General features: G+C 50.7%; 17 protein-coding genes. 9 read left to right on the top strand and 8 right to left on the bottom strand.

What is annotated here, in order from left to right; translation table 11 throughout:
• From Q8K39_RS24045 to gstA, 4 genes are all read right to left on the bottom strand, one after another.
• Positions 1 to 230: hypothetical protein (locus tag Q8K39_RS24045; protein WP_305263664.1), on the bottom strand; the 230-nt coding region annotated here is incomplete at its 3' end.
• Positions 223 to 600, bottom strand: a complete 378-nt coding sequence (locus tag Q8K39_RS24050; RefSeq protein ID WP_305263665.1) for a nuclear transport factor 2 family protein — start codon at positions 598 to 600, stop codon at positions 223 to 225. The genes Q8K39_RS24045 and Q8K39_RS24050, both read right to left, overlap by 8 nt.
• A 56-nt stretch (positions 601 to 656) precedes the next feature.
• Positions 657 to 860 carry a 4-oxalocrotonate tautomerase family protein gene (locus Q8K39_RS24055; protein ID WP_305263666.1) on the bottom strand — a complete coding sequence of 68 codons (204 nt, stop codon included), beginning with the start codon at positions 858 to 860 and terminating at the stop codon, positions 657 to 659.
• Between the two features lie 27 nt (positions 861 to 887).
• Positions 888 to 1493, bottom strand: a complete 606-nt coding sequence (gene gstA / locus Q8K39_RS24060) for a glutathione transferase GstA (RefSeq protein WP_305263667.1) — start codon at positions 1491 to 1493, stop codon at positions 888 to 890.
• Between the two features lie 128 nt (positions 1494 to 1621).
• On the opposite strand from gstA, the gene Q8K39_RS24065 reads away from it, so the two are divergent.
• On the top strand, positions 1622 to 2536 hold the full coding sequence (locus Q8K39_RS24065; RefSeq protein WP_305263668.1) for a LysR family transcriptional regulator: 915 nt from the start codon (positions 1622 to 1624) through the stop codon (positions 2534 to 2536).
• On the opposite strand, the gene Q8K39_RS24070 is transcribed toward Q8K39_RS24065, so the two are convergent.
• Together Q8K39_RS24070 and Q8K39_RS24075 are read right to left on the bottom strand one after the other, a co-directional pair.
• Positions 2499 to 3281 carry an alpha/beta fold hydrolase gene (locus Q8K39_RS24070; protein WP_305263669.1) on the bottom strand — a complete coding sequence of 261 codons (783 nt, stop codon included), beginning with the start codon at positions 3279 to 3281 and terminating at the stop codon, positions 2499 to 2501. The genes Q8K39_RS24065 and Q8K39_RS24070 overlap by 38 nt on opposite strands.
• Positions 3278 to 4288 carry a M14 family zinc carboxypeptidase gene (locus Q8K39_RS24075; protein ID WP_305263670.1) on the bottom strand — a complete coding sequence of 337 codons (1011 nt, stop codon included), beginning with the start codon at positions 4286 to 4288 and terminating at the stop codon, positions 3278 to 3280. Before Q8K39_RS24075 ends, Q8K39_RS24070 begins: the two co-directional genes overlap by 4 nt.
• 217 nt (positions 4289 to 4505) lie before the next feature.
• Here Q8K39_RS24075 and Q8K39_RS24080 point away from each other — a divergent pair, with 217 nt between their 5' ends.
• The 7 genes from Q8K39_RS24080 to Q8K39_RS24110 all read left to right on the top strand — a co-directional run bounded on the left by Q8K39_RS24080 (position 4506) and on the right by Q8K39_RS24110 (position 9527).
• The gene (locus Q8K39_RS24080; RefSeq protein ID WP_305263671.1) at positions 4506 to 5669 is read left to right on the top strand and encodes an aminotransferase class V-fold PLP-dependent enzyme; all 1164 of its coding nucleotides are present in this window, start codon (positions 4506 to 4508) and stop codon (positions 5667 to 5669) included.
• A 67-nt stretch (positions 5670 to 5736) separates the two neighbouring features.
• Positions 5737 to 6294 (top strand): helix-turn-helix domain-containing protein, encoded by a 558-nt coding sequence (locus tag Q8K39_RS24085; protein ID WP_186955921.1) that lies wholly within the window; start codon positions 5737 to 5739, stop codon positions 6292 to 6294.
• Between the two features lie 35 nt (positions 6295 to 6329).
• Positions 6330 to 6857, top strand: a complete 528-nt coding sequence (locus Q8K39_RS24090) for a GNAT family N-acetyltransferase (protein ID WP_186955920.1) — start codon at positions 6330 to 6332, stop codon at positions 6855 to 6857.
• A 22-nt stretch (positions 6858 to 6879) separates the two neighbouring features.
• Complete coding sequence (locus Q8K39_RS24095; protein ID WP_305263672.1) at positions 6880 to 7608, top strand: metallophosphoesterase; 729 nt, start codon at positions 6880 to 6882, stop codon at positions 7606 to 7608.
• Position 7609: 1 nt separating this feature from the next.
• A complete protein-coding gene (locus Q8K39_RS24100; RefSeq protein WP_370868674.1) occupies positions 7610 to 8158 on the top strand; it encodes a cysteine hydrolase family protein in 549 nt (182 codons plus the stop codon).
• A 151-nt stretch (positions 8159 to 8309) separates the two neighbouring features.
• Positions 8310 to 9101 (top strand): TIGR00266 family protein, encoded by a 792-nt coding sequence (locus tag Q8K39_RS24105; RefSeq protein ID WP_305263674.1) that lies wholly within the window; start codon positions 8310 to 8312, stop codon positions 9099 to 9101.
• Between the two features lie 201 nt (positions 9102 to 9302).
• The gene (locus Q8K39_RS24110) at positions 9303 to 9527 is read left to right on the top strand and encodes a hypothetical protein (protein ID WP_186955916.1); all 225 of its coding nucleotides are present in this window, start codon (positions 9303 to 9305) and stop codon (positions 9525 to 9527) included.
• Positions 9528 to 9727: 200 nt separating this feature from the next.
• Here Q8K39_RS24110 and Q8K39_RS24115 read toward each other — a convergent pair whose 3' ends face one another.
• Together Q8K39_RS24115 and gshA are read right to left on the bottom strand one after the other, a co-directional pair.
• On the bottom strand, positions 9728 to 12715 hold the full coding sequence (locus tag Q8K39_RS24115) for a tetratricopeptide repeat protein (protein WP_305263675.1): 2988 nt from the start codon (positions 12713 to 12715) through the stop codon (positions 9728 to 9730).
• Positions 12716 to 12974: 259 nt separating this feature from the next.
• Positions 12975 to 14603: a glutamate--cysteine ligase gene (gshA, locus tag Q8K39_RS24120; protein ID WP_305263676.1), complete on the bottom strand. Its 1629-nt coding sequence runs from the start codon at positions 14601 to 14603 to the stop codon at positions 12975 to 12977.
• A gap of 265 nt (positions 14604 to 14868) precedes the next feature.
• On the opposite strand from gshA, the gene Q8K39_RS24125 reads away from it, so the two are divergent.
• Positions 14869 to 16998 (top strand): S9 family peptidase, encoded by a 2130-nt coding sequence (locus tag Q8K39_RS24125; RefSeq protein WP_305263677.1) that lies wholly within the window; start codon positions 14869 to 14871, stop codon positions 16996 to 16998.
• The last annotated feature ends 26 nt before the right edge of the window (positions 16999 to 17024 follow it).

The following is a 17024-nucleotide window of genomic DNA, read 5'->3' on the forward strand; positions in this document are numbered from 1 at the left end:
CCCTGCGGGGTTCCCGTTTGTACGGTACAAAAAATGGGAAATGTCCGAAACTCGCTACGCTCAAACACGGGCATTTCTTGATCCATTTTCTGTGCCGCACAAACGGCGTCTACACATGGGAACTGCAAATAATCAAAGGCAACGTCAAAAGCAACTTCAAATTCAAAAACAACGTCAACGCGACCATGTTTCATATTGCCAGAATACGGATCACTTTTTCTTTCAAACATCCATCAACTCAAAATGAAACACCTTACTCACAATCTGCCACCTGCCATCCAGTTTTACCAGCGTTAAAAAATCAGTAAAAAACTTGTTGGCAATCGCGCATTCCACGCGGGCGAAGGCGGTGACCGGGCCTGCCATTTCCAGGGAGATGATGCGGTCGCGGCGGATTTCGTTTTTGCTCGCGGGGGCGGGGCGTTTATCGACCACGGGGAAGTATTGCTGCATGTCCAGATGCAGTAAATTTCCTTCGGTGGCGCAGTAGTAATGGGCTTCGGGGTGGAATACCTGGGTGAGTATGTTGGTGTCACTGTGGTACAGACCATCGAAGTAACGGTTCAGCATGGCGATGATGTCGGGATATGCAGTTTCCATTTTTGCCTTTCTTGTTTGAACAGGGTGGCTGTCAGCCACTCTGTTTTTTCGTGCTGCTAAGCTTGCAACTGACGCAATTGCGTGACTGGTATGCCGCCTACTCCCCAGTTATCTGTATCCACTTCTTCTATGACGACGAAAGTTGTGGCGGGATCTTTGTTGAGTACGCGTACCAGCAATTCAGTGGCACCGGCTATCAGTTCGGCTTTTTGTGCTGCGCTGACATTTTCGCGGGTAACCTGTATGTGTACATAGGGCATGGCTTGCTTTCTTCACTGTTGATGATATCAGGAAGGCAGGCCCTCTGCCCTCAGCGCGGCTTGCACATGTGGCCTGGCCTTGACGCTGGCGAGGAAATTTTGCAGGTGGGCAAAGTCGCTGATGTCCAGGTTCACATATTTGCTCCAGCCGCTGACGGTGAACAGATAAGCGTCGGCAACGGTGAAGGTATCACCGGTCAGGTAAGTGTGTCCTTCGAGGCGGCTGTTGACCCAGGCGAATTTTTTGCGCAAGAGTTCTGCTACACGCGTCTTGCCTTCCGCGGGCATGTCGGCATCAAACAGTGGTGCGAAGGATTTATGCAATTCTGAGCTGATGTAGTTTTGCCATTCCAGCACACGGTAACGTGGCAAGCCTGATGCTGGCAGTAAATCGCGGTTTTCAGCGCTTTCGGCGATGTACTGGGCAATGATGGAACCCTCGGTCAGTATCTCGCCATTATCAAGTTCTACAGTGGGGACCTGACCTTTGGGATTGATGCTGTAGAAGTCCAGGCCATCGGCAGTTTTGTGAACATAGGTGTCAACTTTTTGCAAAGTGAAATCCAGGCCAGCTTCACGCAGGATGATGTGTGGAGACAAAGAGCAGGCACCAGGGGAGAAATAGAGTTTCATGATTTTGGGCTTTCGATAAAGGTTGACTGGCGGCTCTGCCATGATGAGCAGGGCGTGACGGCATACTATGCCAAACGAAAAAGTTGATAAACTAGGTAAAAGTTACTTTATAAATTACATGGTGTAATGTGAATCGACAATTTCCGGATGTATTGCTGGGTAGCATAGAATTGTTTTGCATGGCCGCCGAGCTGGAAAGCTTCAAGGACGCGGCAAATGCAGCGGGGCTGACGCCAGCTGCTGTGAGCCGTTCGATAGCCAGACTGGAAGAGCGCATAGGCGTGCGCCTGTTTGTGCGCACCACGCGACAATTACGCCTGACCGAAGCGGGGCGTGCCTATTTCGTGCAATGCCGCCAGGCGCTGAACCAGTTGGTGGAAGCGGAGCGTGAAGTATCCGGCCAGCAAATGGAGCCTGCCGGTCTGGTACGCATCAGCATGCCCACACCATTTGGGCATTACCGGGTATTGCCTTTGCTGGCAAAATTCCGCCAGATGTATCCACTTGTCAAGCTGGATTTGCAACTCAGTAACCGCAATGTCGATCTGACTGCCGATGGTTTTGACCTGGTGATACGAGGTCGTAACCCGCCAGATTCAGGCATGATAGCTCGACGTCTCGAAGACACAGAGATCGTGGTCTGTGCCGCACCAGAATATCTGCAGCGCTTTGGCGTGCCGACCAAACTGGAAGACCTGGACCAGCATGAATGCCTGCAATTTGTCTTGCCAAGTGCGGGGCAAAATATCGTCTGGATATTCAAGCGTGATGGTGAGGACATAGATTGGCCCACCAGAGGTGGCCTCACCTGTTCAGAAGACTTGCTGGGCATCATCACCCTGGCAAGACATGGCGCAGGATTGATGCAGTCTTCGCGCTTCATGGTGGAAGAGGATTTGCGCTCTGGCCGCATGGTCGAGGTGCTGCAGGAATTCAGCGGGCGTACTAGGCCATTTTCATTACTGTATCCGCTTGACCGTCACCTGCCTTTGCGTGTCAGGGTGTTTATTGATTTTCTGATTGCAGAACTGGCGCAGAAATAGTGTCCCATGTCCGTACCTGTTGTATCACCCAGGCCGCATCATCCAGCGGCAAATCATGGCCTGCTGTGGGATGTAGATGCAGGGGGCTGTGCCAAAGCTTTGCCAGCTTGCGTGAGCAGTTTGCATTGACCAGCTTGTCATGCTCGCCTGCCAGTAAAAGCAGTGGGACTTTGCCTGCGTAGGGCGGCGCACGAAAGCGCATGGCGGCCAGCAATTGCCGCAGAATGTTGCCAACGCTGATGGGCTTTTCCAGCGCATACGTTGTCCATCGCCTGATGATTTCTTTCGCCTGTTCTGTTGTTTGCAAATTGCTGGTGATGCGCAGGATCAGGCGTTCGCGCTGGGTGCTTGAGCCAAATAACATGGTGGCAATCAGCGCAGGATAATTTGCCGGTCTCAATCTGTGATAAAAGGGATTATGCGGTGCCACACTGGTATTGATCAGTACCATGCGCTGCAAGTCATCCGGGTATTGATTGGCCCATGCCAGTGCCACCATCGCCCCCAGTGACACTGCCAATACGTGCACAGCCTCTGTTACCCCTTGTACCTGCAATTGCCGGTGACAATGATCTGCCATCGCTGCTACCGTAGTCAGGCTATGTTCAGCATGCAATTGACCATTGCCAGGAAAGTCCAGGCACAACACGCGCTCAGCACCTACTGCCCGCTGGAAGCTTGCAGGAAAATCTCCCCAGTGCCTGCTCTCGCGCATGAGGCCGCGCAATAATACCCAGGTTGTCATGGTCGGTACCAGCGTGCGACAGCACGTTCTTGCAGCCGCAAACGGGTAGGGCCTTGTGCCAGCCACTGCGCATGGCCGCAGGTTGCCCGCATCAGGAAGTCCAGCCATGAATTATGCCTGCGCAAAACGCGGCTCAACCTGTGCTGCGCCACCGGGTTGAACATGCCGTGCCGCGAAAATAACTGACGTGGATTTTTCTTGACCCATAACCATGAACCCATTTCCAGCGTCAGCGGCAGAAAAGTTTTGCTGCTGTCCTGCTGCGCCTGCAGGTAGAGGTAATCCCAGATATCACCATGGGTGCGGTATTGCAGGCTTTGTGGCTCGAATAGATAAGAATGATTGGGGTGCGTTTGTTCAAATAATTCTTCCAGCGCCAGGATGTCGGCCAGATGGTCTATGGGATGTACGCTATGCGCATGCGGGAACCATACACGGTCACGCAAGCCAAAGCCCGAATGACAATCTATCGCCATGCTGAAAGGCCGGGCCAGCAAATCCTGCTGCACGGTGTGACAGAGTGCCAAATTCTCTGCTTCCATATCTGCTCCGGCAGCGCCGCGATACCAGGGCAGGCGCGGGCTATAACGGTGACCACCGAGCAGGAAAGGTACCTTCTCTTGTGCCTCCACCGGCGCATTGCGCATCAGATCAACACCACTTGGATTACAGCGTGTTGCCTGCCACATGCCACCAGGATTGACCAGAGGCATGAATACCAGACGCACATCCTGTAACATATGCTGCAGGCTCTTGTCCCAGGATAGACGTGTCAGCAGACCGCGCAGGAAAGTCAGCAAGACTTGCGTGCCTATGCGCTCCAGCCCGTGTATGCCTCCAAAAAAACCGATGGCTGGCAGGCTGCTATCAGGATTGCCCAGCGCCAGCTTATAGACTGGAAATTGTCTGCTCTTGACTGCAACTTCGCACAAGACATCCACCTCCAGATGGCCGCGGCCAAGGGCGATGATGCGTTCGAGTTCATTCAGTTCAGGCAATGCAGACATGGTGGGTGCTTAAAAGTTAACCATGCCATGCTAGAGGAGCTATACGCAGAATGCAAGAAACACGCAGCTTAGATGTCAAACTCAGCAATTATGACCAACACATGACAGTTTTTAGGCGTCTGGGGAACTTTTCATCTGCCCTGGCCTCTGCATATAGAATTGTGCAGAAGATTTACATAAATCAAACAAATTGAAGGAGTTGCTTTTGTCGAGTCAAATGAAAACTATCACTGCTGATGATGAGGCCTACTGGTCAGATATCCGCGAACAATACACGGTCTCACCTGATTTCATCAATCTGGAGAACGGCTATTTCGGTGTGCAGGCGCGGCCTGTGTTTGAAGCGTTCCAGCGCTATCAGGCGCAAGTGAATGCCGAGACTTCGTATTTCTTGAGAGTGCGTTATGCGCCCATGTTTGTTCAAGTCATGCAGGCGCTCAAGGATTTTTGTGGGGTGGATGAGGGCGAACTGGTGCTGACCCGCAATCTGATTGAGGGCATGAATATCCTGCTGCAGGGTTACCCCTTGCAGGCAGGTGATGAAGTCATACTCGCCACGCATGACTATGATCTCGTCATTGATACCTTGTTGATGCTGGAGAAACGCAAGCAGATACAACTGCGACATTTGCAATTGCCGTTAGACCCTGCCACTGATGTAGAAATCGTCGCGCATTATGAACAGGCGATCACGCCAAAAACCAAGCTGATCCTGGTCACTCATGTGGTACACAGGACAGGGCAGATCATGCCGGTTGCTAAAATTACTGCCATGGCAAGGCGGCATGGGGTAGATGTCATGGTTGATGCGGCGCATTCCTTTGCCCATTTGAACTACCGCATGACTGAGCTGGGTGCAGATTTTGTCGCGGTGAATTTGCACAAATGGCTGGGTGTGCCGCTGGGTGTGGGCATGCTGTACATACGCAAGAACCGGGTAGCTGATATTGCGCCGCTGTTTGGCAATGCCAAGTTTGCCGACAATGAGATTTTCAAGTTCACACAAGTAGGTACGGTGCCACCAGCGAATGTATTGGCGGTGTTGGATGCCCTGAAGTTTCATGCATCCATAGGTTCTGCCAACAAGGAGGCGCGCCTGCGTTACCTGACGCAATACTGGGTCAACCAGGTACGCGATTTACCCGATGTGCGCATCATGACGCCAACTGACCCACAACGGTCCTGTGCGATTGCCGGATTTGGCATCGCTGGCAATTCTGGTCATGCCATCGTCGATTACCTCATGCGCGAGCACAAGATATTCACTGTCACACGTGAGCTGGATGGACATGACATCGTCAGGGTGACACCGCATCTTTACACCAGTTTGGAAGACCTCGACAAGCTGGTGGCAGCGATCAAACAACTGACGCAAGCCTGATATAGGGCAAAGGCAATCGAGATAATTTCCAGTTTACAGGATTTTAATATCCTATATAATGGAATTTATGGATATCAATACGATTATTGCCCGCAGGGTGCGCGAATTGCGCGATCAACAAAAGCTGTCGCTCGATGCGTTGGCCAAGCGTAGCGGCGTCAGCCGTTCCAATATTTCCCTCATAGAACGGGGCGAGAGCAGCCCCACGGCGGCAGCCTTGGACAAGCTGGCCGTGGGTCTTGGCGTGACGCTGGCTTCCTTGTTTGAGGACAGTACGCCAGCAACCGTGGCTACACCAGTCTCGCGTTTGGCCGAGCAGGTGTGCTGGACTGATCCTGCTTCCGGTTATATGCGCCGCAATCTTTCACCTGGCCTGATTTCACCCCTGCAATTGGTGGAGGTTGAATTCCCGGCGGGGCAGACCGTGCGCTATGACAGTTTCCATCGCGACGTGGATATACAGCAGCAAGTCTGGATACTGGTCGGTGTGATGCGCTTGCAGGTGGGCGAGCAAGCCTGGGATTTGCAGACGGGCGACTGTCTTTCCATGACACTGGATAAACCAATTACTTTCCATAATCCTGGAAAAGTCGCGGCGCGCTACCTCGTCGCGCTTTGCAAGTAGCCACTTCTTACAGTTTTCAACTCATGGAGCGAATCATGTCTGAGCAAGTCCATATCCAGATTCTTGACGGTGCAGAAGCACAAGCAAGCGTAGCTGCATTGGCAGAAGTATTGACGGACTGTGTGGCCGGTGGCGCGTCCGTCAGTTTCATGTGGCCCCTGCCGCACGAACGTGCACTGCAATTCTGGCAGGATGTTGCCGACGGCGTGGCGCGCAGGGAGCGCATCTTGCTGGTCGCCAGGGATGACAACGGCGATATCATAGGCACGGTACAATTGATTACTGCCATGCCAGACAATCAGCCGCACCGCGCCGATGTCGCCAAGATGCTGGTGCACAGGAAGGCACGTCGCAGGGGCATTGCGCAAGCCTTGATGGCGGCAGTGGAACAAGCTGCCAAATCCGAAAGCAAGACAGTGCTGGTGTTGGATACCGTCACCGGAGGCGATGCCGAGCGTCTGTATGAACGTGCTGGCTGGCAAAAGGTAGGTGTTGTACCCAACTACGCCTTGATGCCAGACGGTGAATTTTGTGGGACGACTTTTTTTCACAAGCAGATATAGCAGATATAGCGGAGTAAACTAAATGCGCATCGCAGTGATTTCAGATATACACGGTAATCTGGCTGCACTTGAGGCAGTAGCTTCTGATCTGCGCTTGCGTGGTGTTGATCAGGTCGTCAATCTGGGCGACAGCCTGTCTGGCCCCTTGCTGCCTAAAGAGACGGCGGATTTCTTGATGTCGCAAGCTGGCTGGATACACCTGGCAGGCAACCATGAAAGGCAAATTCTGGAGCTTAATGAATTTTCCGGCGCTGGCGATGTTCATGCTCTTGAGCAAATAACTGCAGAACAGAAAGCATGGATAGCAAGTTTAAAACCCGTGTTGCGCATAAGTGAAGAAGTTTTGCTTTGCCATGGCACGCCCACCAGTGATGTTGTGACATTGCTGCAGACAGCGGAGAGGAATGCGACTGCACAAGAAGTCGATGCCCGCTTAGGCCAGTTTGATGCAGCGGTGATAGCATGTGGCCACAGCCATGTCGCGCGCAGCGTGCGCAACGCTAACGGCCAGCTCATCGTCAACCCTGGCAGTGTCGGCCACCCTGCATATGCAGATGATTATCCTCACCCGCACGTCATTGAATCCGGCTCGCCGGATGCGCGTTATGCCATCATTGAAAAGATGGTGCATGGCTGGACCGCCAGCCTGATCAATGTTCCTTATGGATATCAGCAAATGGCAGAGCTTGCTGCCATGCGTGGACGTAAAGACTGGGCCAGGGCCCTGTGCAGTGGATACATGAATGGATAATATGGAAAAACAAAATACGGTACTGATCATCATCGACATGCAACGTGGCATGGCTGACCCTAAATCCGGGCGCAGGAATAACCCGGACGCGGAAGATAATATCCAGCAGTTGCTGGCAGCGTGGCGTGCGGCAGGCAGACCGATTGTGCATGTGCGGCATATGTCTCGATCTCCTGCTTCAGTATTCTGGCCAGGTCAGCCTGGCAATGAATTTCAAGTAAATCTGCTACCACTGGCCAGCGAGCATGTAGTCGAGAAAAATGTTACTGATGCTTTCGTCAATACAGGTCTGGAACGCTGGCTGCATGTGCGTGGTATTAAAGACCTGGTGATCGTCGGTGTCAGCACCAATATGTCAGTCGAGGCAACTGCCCGCAGCGCCGGTAACCTGGGCTTTGTGACCACGGTGGTAGCCGATGCCTGCTTCAGTTTTGACAGACTCGATTTGCAGGGCAAGCCCCAAACCGCAGAAGAAGTGCATCTGCATGCCCTCAGCAATCTGCAGAGTGAATACGCGACTGTACTGGATACTGCGAGCTTATTGGGCTAAAGGCATCGCCAGTGATAGGTTTGCCGGGAGGCGGTTATTTTCTTGGCAGATTACCGTTTCCGCCATCTACCCTAAAGCCAGAAAATTTCATAGAATGCCCATCAAGCCGCGCGGGTTTGCGGAATCATATTTACTCAATGGGAAAATCATCATGGCTATGGATGTCATAGATTACAAAATTTTTGGCGACGACATGCAATTCGTCGAAGTTGAACTCGACCCTGGTGAGGCAGCCATCGGTGAAGCCGGTACCATGTTTTACATGGAAGATGACATACAAATGGAAACCATCTTTGGTGATGGTTCGGCAAGCCAGAATGGCATCCTGGGGAAATTGCTGGGTGCGGGCAAGCGTCTGGTGACGGGCGAATCCTTATTTACCACAGTCTTTATGAATAGTGGTGCGGGCAAGAAAAAAGTTGCTTTTGGTGCTGCTTATCCCGGCAAAATCATTCCCATGCACCTGGACCAACTGGGCGGTACCTTGCTGTGCCAGAAAGATGCTTTCCTCTGTGCGGCAAAAGGTGTTTCTCTTGGTATCGCCTTTCAAAAACGCCTGGGTGCCGGCTTCTTTGGCGGCGAAGGTTTTATCCTGCAAAAACTTGAAGGCGATGGGCTGGCATTTGTCCATGCCGGTGGCGCCATTATCGAAAAAACTTTGCAACCCGGCCAGACCCTGCGCGTTGACAGCGGCTGCGTAGTGGCTTTCACCCAAGAAGTGGATTTCGACATCAAGTTTGTCGGAGGTGTCAAAACCGCGCTATTCGGTGGTGAAGGTATGTTCTTTGCCCATCTGCGCGGCCCTGGCAAAGTCTGGTTGCAGTCACTGCCTCTGGCGCGTCTGGCCAACCGTATTGTTGGTGCATCGGCAATCGGTGGCAGCAAAGGTGGTGAGCAAGGCTCGGTACTTGGCAGCCTGGGTAATTTATTTGAAGACAAGTAAGCCACAACTACGCCGAAACTAAGCCACATTGAAACCATAATCGTTCAAAGACAGGGGCCACTCATTTAAAACATGAGTGGCCCCTGTACTTTTTATTGCCTGGCAATTGCTCGTCGCTGGAACTAAAAGTGGTTTACGTGTGTCTATCGTGAACGCTATATTCAGCTACTACTTCTATTTTTTATTTTCCGTGAGTCTTTTATGTCTAAAAAAGCATTTCTCTTAAGTTTGATACTTGGTAGCCAGCTTGCCATGACAGGCTGTGCCGTTGTCTATGATATAGGGCAAGATTCCAACCAGCGCCAATGTGAAAAAATCCAGGACTGGAATGAACGCAAGACTTGCCTCCAGCAAAACAAGACGACTTACGAGCAGTATGAAAAGCAACGCGAGGACTTGCGTACCAAGGGTACAGAAAAGAAATAAGTCTTCAGGCCTCTTCACACCTTTTCAAGCCTTGATAGCGTGCCAGATCACTAAGCCACAACAACCATAGGACGTTGCGTTGATGATGCTATCGATCAGCGCTCCCAACTTGTGCTTGTGGATACCGAATGCATACTTATTGACTTAACCTATAGTTGTCGCGAACTCTGTGTTAATTGTCAATTTCTGCAACAGTTGGTCTACTCTTTATGGGTAAATTCTGCCCACATTCCCCGCAGGGCATCTTGCAGATTGTCGGCAAAGCGTGGTGCATCAAAAAGAGGACTCGCCAGTACCTGTTCCCGTAAAGTTGAACGCAGTTGTGACAATTTATTGAGATCGCTGGCATGTGAAATGGCAAGCGTTACGAATTCATCCCCGTTTTTGGCTATCCAGTCGTTCAGACCAGCATAAGTGAGCAGGCTTGCTCCTTGTCTGGATGCCATGGTGGAGCCAGTCAATGTCAATGTAGGTATACCCATCCACAAAGCCTCGCAGGTAGTTGTCCCTCCTGCATAGGGAAAGGTATCAAGTATCATATCCACTTGTTTGTGGGCGGCAAGATAGGCTTCACGAGAGCTTGGACCATGTAATTCAGTACGCTCAGGCGCTATGCCAAATTGACGCAAGCGCTCTTGTGTAACTAAACGTGTTTCGGCATTTTCCAGTTCCCTGCATTGTAACCTCAAGCGTGCTTCTGGCAGTCTTTGCATGACTTGAGCCCACAATTCGAGAGTAAAGTCAGTCAACTTGCCCACGCTCTGGAAACAAGCGAAAGTAATATAGGTATTGCGTAAAGCGGGTAAAGGATTCACCGCTACCTCCAGGTTGGGTTGCATGGCAGGAGGCGTGAAGCACAAACGTGTTTCAGGCAGATGCCAGATTCTCTCGGAAAAAAATTCCTCGTGCTGTTCTGGCACAGAGATGTAGTCTGCCAGGACATAATCCATGCCGGGTGCGCCGGTTGATCCAAAATAACCTAGCCAGCTACATTGTACCGGCGCAGGTTTCCAGGCAAATACAGGCAGGCGATTTCCAGCAGTATGCCCCGCCAGATCGATCAGTATATCGATGCCCTGTTCATGTATCATTTCCGCTGCGGCAGAGTCACCGATGCTCTCAATGGAGTGCCAGGAACTGAAGTACTGTCTCAGGCGTGTATTGACGTTGTCGTTGCGGGTTTTATTGGAAAATGCCACGAGTTCTATTTCCTGAAAATCAAAATGTTTCAGTACATTTTCCAGGAAATAGCCCACTGGGTGGTTTCCCATGTCGGCAGAGACTACGCCCACACGTAGTTTACGGCCAGTTTGAGATGACGTTTTCCATGTGGTATAGGGAGTACTACTCAAGGAAAGTTTATTCTGATAGGCGAGCACCTCTGCACGGTATTCTGCAGGAGCACCAGAGCTGCCAAGGCAGAGTTGGAATAGCAAATGACAATGCGCTTCCATGAAACCGGGATCTTTTGTAAGAGCAGTATGGAACCAAGTCAGTGCTTCCTTGTGTCGGCCGGTGTATTGTAAGATGGTCCCCAGAATTGTATAGGCATCCCCAAAACCATCAGGCTTGCCTTTCAGTGCCGACCTGAAACTGGCTTCTGCCTTGGAAAATCTTTTTTGGTTCAGGTGGATTTTGGCAAGGTTAATGTGCGTCAGCGGGTTGTCGGGATTGATATGCAGGGACTTGTTATAGCAGGTCTCTGCTTCACTCCATTGGCCTAGTCTGATATATGTGCCGCCGAGATTGTTCCATGTGTTTTCAATAGCCGGGTTAATTTCCAGGGCTTGCTTAAAGTGAGGAATTGCCTCGGAATATTTATTTTGCAGGTAAAAAACCATTCCCAAGTTATCATGGGCCGCAGCTTCATTGGGTTGCACTCGGATACAGTGCCGCAGACTGGTTTCGGCTTCCTGGTACCGCCCCTGATTCATGAGCAATACACCCAGGTAACCATGTGCTATGGGATGTCCGGGCATCAATTCCAGGGATTTGCGAAATTCTGTTTCTGCCTTGGTCAACTCACCCTGCTCTTCGTATAGCAAGCCCAGATCAAAATGAGCAAGGGCAAAATTGTCATCCTGTTTGATAGCATCCAGAAGCAGATTCTTGGCTTCCTCGGTGCGCTTGAGCTGCATCAAAATTCTCGCAAGCGCAGAATAGGCTTCCATTGAAGCGGGCTTGATTTCGATCGCTTTCTGGTAGCTGGCAATCGCCTCTGGCAACTGATTTTTCAGTAATTGGATGGCCCCTAGATTGGAGTATGCCTCAGCAAAAACAGGGCGCAGTTGTATCGCGGACTTAAAGCATATTTCTGCATCTGCAAGCTTGTTTTGCTCTTTTAGCGCGACCCCCATGTTATTTTGTGTGTTTGCATCCTCAGGATTGGCCAGGCACATTTTCCTGTAAATGGATTCTGCTTCAGAATACTGTCGAGTTGAAAAAAGGATGGACAATAAGGCGTCTCTCGCCTGATCAAGCTCTGGAGCAATCTCCAAAATTTCCCTAAAGCTTTGTGCGGCTTCCTGAAGTCGATTTTGTTGTTGCAAAAAGTTGGCCAAAGTCCAATGTGCTTGAATAAATTGCGGGTCACATTCTATTGCTCGACGAAGTGATTTTTCAGCATTGTTCACATCTCCCTGCGTTCCAAGCAGGTTTGCAAGTTGGAAGTGCGCCTGGCTGAATTTCGGCTTGAGGGCAAGCGCCTGGCGGCAAGAAGCGATTGCATCTTCTGTTCTTCCTTGTGATGTGAGGGTCACACCCAAGTTGTAGTGTGCCAATGCCTCATCCGGCTTGATAGAAATAATTTGGCGATAACAAGACTCTGCTTCAAGTAATTGTCCTGACTCGTCAAGTGTCAGCCCCAGATTTAAAAGAGCGTTAACAAAGCCAGGTTGAAGACTGACGGCCTGGCGATAATGCGCTTCTGCTACCTTCAGATCGCGGCGCTCATAATACAAGTCGCCAAGTTGATTATAGGTACTCGCGTCTTTTGGATCTATGCCGATGGCCTGTTCATAGCAATGTTGCGCTTCCAGTGGTTTCCCTTGTTTTAATAAGGCATCTCCCTGCGCTTTTAGATCCGCCGCCTGTTCTGGCTGTCCAGATTCCGCTGCCCTGGCTTCTATGGCTTGTGATTTTTTTTCTTGTGACGCGGAAGAAAATTGTTTTTTAAGCCAATTCAACATGAATGATATCCAAATTTGAGAAAACGCCTGTAGATAAACTGCATAGGCATTGATGACGGTATTTTACATCTCGCTTATAAAACTACTTGAGTTCTATTTTTTGTTGGTTAGTGTGCGCATAAAATACCGTACTAAGCATATGGACTATGTTAATGAGTTTATCTGGCAGTGAATGCTTGCTACAAAAAGACAACAGGGGCAAAAAATTGCCCCTGTTGTTCGCTTACAACCCTTCTCTTACGACCCTTGAAGCTGTCACTTACACGTCCATTGTTTGCTTCAGCATATTACTGGCATACACATCGCAACAAATTTCGCTGGACGTACGTGAACCGTAGTGTGCGATGAATTCATCAAAGCTGCCGCTTTGCGAGCGTTCCATCTCTGTCTGTTCTGCCAGGGATTTTTCTGCCATTTTTGTATACAGGGCAAGCTGGTCTGGTGCAGGCGGGCGGGCGCGGAATTCTTCGGCCAGGCGCGTGCTTTGTTGAATAGCGAACTGGGTGAAAGAATTATTCGTTGCTCGTATGGCATCCAGTACCTGGGCTGATGGCGTCAGTTCAGGATGCTGTAGTTTTTCAGTCTGCACGCGCATGGCTTGCACATGGCTGCTATCACCACGCTGTGCATCCAGCAGGACGGCTACCGGCGCAATCTTGTCCAATAATTCCTTGCTCCAGTCTTGCAGGGAAACCGCTCGCCCCTGGCGAGACAACATCAGGCCAGGGCGGCGGCCTTGTTTGACAGTGAGGGCAAAATTCTCGACATTTTCATCGCCTTCAGCCTGGTTCGTTAAAGGGCTTTCTTCCAGCGCACAAAACAGCAGGAAGGCATCCAGGAAACGTGAAGTTTCCAGGCTGATACCGAGTGGGTCGAAAGGATTGACATCCATGCAACGCACTTCTATGTACTGCACCCCACGTGTACATAGTGCTTCAACTGGGCGCTCGCCCGTCTTGATGACGCGTTTGGGCCGTATCGTGGCATAGAACTCGTTTTCAATTTGCAGCACATTGGTATTGATCTGTACCCATTCTCCGTTTTGCTGCGTACCTATTTTTTCATAGGCCGGGTAGGGCTGGCGCACTGCCAGCGACAGGCTGCGCATGTATTCTAGCAAGGTGTTATACGGCGGCACCAGGCCAGACTGGGCATTATTCTGGTAACCCAGATCGCTCATGCGCAGGCTGGTCGCATAGGGCAGATACAGGGTATCGTCAGACAGGGTTTCCAGCTGATGCGGGCGGCCACGCAAGAAAGGGGTGGACAGCGCAGGCGAGGCGCCAAACAGATACATCAGCAACCAGCTATAACGATGGAAATTGCGTATCAGTGAAATATAATTTTCGGACTGCACATGCATGGCGCTGCCGCTGGTATTTTCTGCCTGCTGCAAGACTTTCCACAAATCTTCAGACAACGAATAGTTGTAATGGATGCCGGCAATGCATTGCATGCTCTTGCCATAACGCAGTGCCAGGCCACGGCGGTATACATGCTTGATCATGCCTATATGCGAATCGCCATACCAGGCGATAGGGATATCTTTTTCTTCCGGCAGGGTGCAGGGCATGGATTGATGCCACAGCATTTCATTGCCCATGACGGTATAGGCAAAGCGGTGGATATTGTCGAGTTCTTCGAGCGCGGTGGCGATGTCTGGTTCTGCTGGCGTAATAAACTCCAGCAGAGATTCGGAATAATCGGTTGTGATTTGTGGATTGGTCAAAGCTGAACCCAGGGCTGGAGAATGCGGCGTCAAAGCCAGTTTGCCATCTGCATGTACCCGCAGGGTTTCCCGTTCGATACCACGCAAACCACCGGCCAGCAAAGGTCGGTTTGCATCACTATCGAGTAGCGTCAGGCGTCGGTTTAACAGAGTGCTCACGGTGTCTTCCTTCAAGATTCAGTTGTCTTTGCAATCACGTTTGCAAAAAATATCGAGCAAGCATAGCCGAAAAATGAAAACGGCATACGAGCTTGCTCAAATTTCATATATGAAAACTTTTTTAGTTTATAACGGTCTCATGACCAGCCGATTTCAAGGCGACATTGAAGGTCAATAGGTCCCGCACTGCAGCAATATATAAAATATTTCTTGTTTTGTTAGCATCGACTTAGAATGCATTATTCTTTTTCATACAGGAGTTGAAGTGTCCATCAAAAAAATGTCTGTATTCGTATCAGCCAGTGTACTTGGACTGGCAACATCCGGTCTGGTGTTGGCTGCCGACCCCGTGCCGCCTGTGGCTGCCAAAATCAAATGGCAAGAAACCCGTCACGGCGAAGTCGTCACTGACGATTACCGCTGGCTGCAAAAAAAAGAAAATCCTGAGGTAATTGCTTATCTTAATGCAGAGAATGCTTATACCGAAGCCCTGACGGCAGACATTAAACCCCTGTCTGACAAACTTTATGCAGAAATCAAGGGCAGGATGAAAGAGGTAGACCTGTCCGTGCCAGTGCGTCGCGGCAGTTACTATTATTATTCGCGTACAGAGGCAGGCAAGCAGTACCAGTTGTATTGTCGCCGCCGCGCCGGTGCTGACATGGCCTATGATGACAAGCTCGCCGAAGAAATTTTGCTGGACCAGAATGACATGGCCAAGGGACGAAAATTCTTTGCCGTGGGTGGCAGCTCCGTCAGCCCTGATGAGCAATTACTGGCATATACCACGGACACCACTGGTTATCGTCAGTATCAATTGCAAATCAAGAACTTGCGCACTGGTGAATTGCTCAGTGACAGTCAGCCCCGTGTAACGTCGATGGCCTGGGCTGCAGATAACAAGACCCTGTTTTTTGTGCAGGAAGACCCAACCACCAAACGTTCTGACCGCCTGTTCCGTATGGAAATTGGCAAGCCTCCGGTAGAAGTCATGCATGAGGCCGTTGAGCAATTTGGCCTGCAAGTCAGCACGACTCGCGACAGACAGTTTATCGTCGTCAACAGCAACGCCACTGATACCAGTGAAGTCATGTTGCTGGCTGCAGACAAACCACAAGGGCAATTCCGTAGTGTACTTGGACGTGAAAAAGGCCATCGCTATCACCTCCAGCATCGCAATGGCGAGTTGTATATCGTCACTAACAAGGATGCCAAAAATTTCCGTGTCGTACGGGCACCGCTGGCAACACCTGACAGCAAGCACTGGCAGGAAGTGGTCAAACATGATCCTGATGTGCTGGTATCCAATGCGGACTTGTTCAAAGACTACATGGTCATCACAGAAAAGACCCAGGCTTTGAACCGGGCACGCATTTATGATTTCAATAGCAAGCAATGGAAGACGGTGAAATTTGATGACCCCGTCTACCTCGCGATGGGTGCCGCTACGCCAGAATTTTCTGCCACCCGCTTCCGCATGTCTTACCAGTCACCCGTGACGCCACCGACTACCCTGGACGTAGATATGGCGACTGGGCAGCGTTATGTACTCAAGCAGCAAGAAGTGGTTGGTGGTTACGATGCCAGCAATTATGAAAGCCGCCGCCTGTGGATGACGGCCAGGGATGGAGTCAAAGTGCCACTGTGGGCGGTGTATAAAAAAGGCGTGAAATTCGATGGTTCAGCACCGTTGCTGTTGTACTCTTATGGCAGCTATGGCTATTCAACCGAAGCGACCTTTGCTTCCAGCCGCCTCAGTATGCTGGACCGTGGCGTTATCTATGTGCAGGCACATATACGCGGTGGCCGGGACATGGGTGAGCATTGGCATGAAGATGGCATGCTGATGAAAAAGAAAAATACGTTTTATGATTTTATCGACAGCGCCGATTACCTCATCAAACAAAAATGGACTAGCGCAGGCAAGCTGATTATCCAGGGTGGCAGTGCGGGTGGTTTGCTGATGGGTGCTGTCGTCAATATGCGGCCTGACTTGTTCCGCGCCGTACATGCCGCCGTACCCTTTGTCGATGTCATGAACACCATGATGGATGCCAGTCTGCCTTTAACGACAGGTGAATATCTGGAATGGGGCAATCCGAACGAAAAGCCAGCATATGACTATATGCGCAGCTATTCACCTTATGACAATATTACCCGCAAGGCATACCCTGCCATGCTGGTGACCACAGGTTTGAATGACAGCCAGGTCATGTATTGGGAGCCGGCCAAATACGTGGCCAAACTGCGTGATTTCAAGACCGATAAAAATCCGCTACTGCTCAAAATCAATATGGCTGCAGGGCATGGCGGCGCATCTGGCCGATACGATGCCTTGCGCGAAGGCGCATTTAATATGGCCTGGATGTTCTCGCAATGGGGTATTAAAGAATAGTTGAGGTGACGTTGATGTGATACACG

This window comes from Undibacterium sp. (assembly GCF_030683615.1).
GTDB classification, from domain to species: domain Bacteria; phylum Pseudomonadota; class Gammaproteobacteria; order Burkholderiales; family Burkholderiaceae_D; genus Undibacterium; species Undibacterium umbellatum.

Coding starts and splice junctions, on each gene's coding strand:
- Q8K39_RS24050 (WP_305263665.1), bottom strand. CDS start 600: ATGGAAACTGCATATCCCGACATCATCGCCATGCTGAACCGTTACTTC.
- Q8K39_RS24055 (WP_305263666.1), bottom strand. CDS start 860: ATGCCCTATGTACACATACAGGTTACCCGCGAAAATGTCAGCGCAGCA.
- gstA (WP_305263667.1), bottom strand. CDS start 1,493: ATGAAACTCTATTTCTCCCCTGGTGCCTGCTCTTTGTCTCCACACATC.
- Q8K39_RS24070 (WP_305263669.1), bottom strand. CDS start 3,281: ATGACAACCTGGGTATTATTGCGCGGCCTCATGCGCGAGAGCAGGCAC.
- Q8K39_RS24075 (WP_305263670.1), bottom strand. CDS start 4,288: ATGTCTGCATTGCCTGAACTGAATGAACTCGAACGCATCATCGCCCTT.
- Q8K39_RS24080 (WP_305263671.1), top strand. CDS start 4,506: ATGAAAACTATCACTGCTGATGATGAGGCCTACTGGTCAGATATCCGC.
- Q8K39_RS24085 (WP_186955921.1), top strand. CDS start 5,737: ATGGATATCAATACGATTATTGCCCGCAGGGTGCGCGAATTGCGCGAT.
- Q8K39_RS24090 (WP_186955920.1), top strand. CDS start 6,330: ATGTCTGAGCAAGTCCATATCCAGATTCTTGACGGTGCAGAAGCACAA.
- Q8K39_RS24095 (WP_305263672.1), top strand. CDS start 6,880: ATGCGCATCGCAGTGATTTCAGATATACACGGTAATCTGGCTGCACTT.
- Q8K39_RS24100 (WP_370868674.1), top strand. CDS start 7,610: ATGGAAAAACAAAATACGGTACTGATCATCATCGACATGCAACGTGGC.
- Q8K39_RS24105 (WP_305263674.1), top strand. CDS start 8,310: ATGGCTATGGATGTCATAGATTACAAAATTTTTGGCGACGACATGCAA.
- Q8K39_RS24110 (WP_186955916.1), top strand. CDS start 9,303: ATGTCTAAAAAAGCATTTCTCTTAAGTTTGATACTTGGTAGCCAGCTT.
- Q8K39_RS24115 (WP_305263675.1), bottom strand. CDS start 12,715: ATGTTGAATTGGCTTAAAAAACAATTTTCTTCCGCGTCACAAGAAAAA.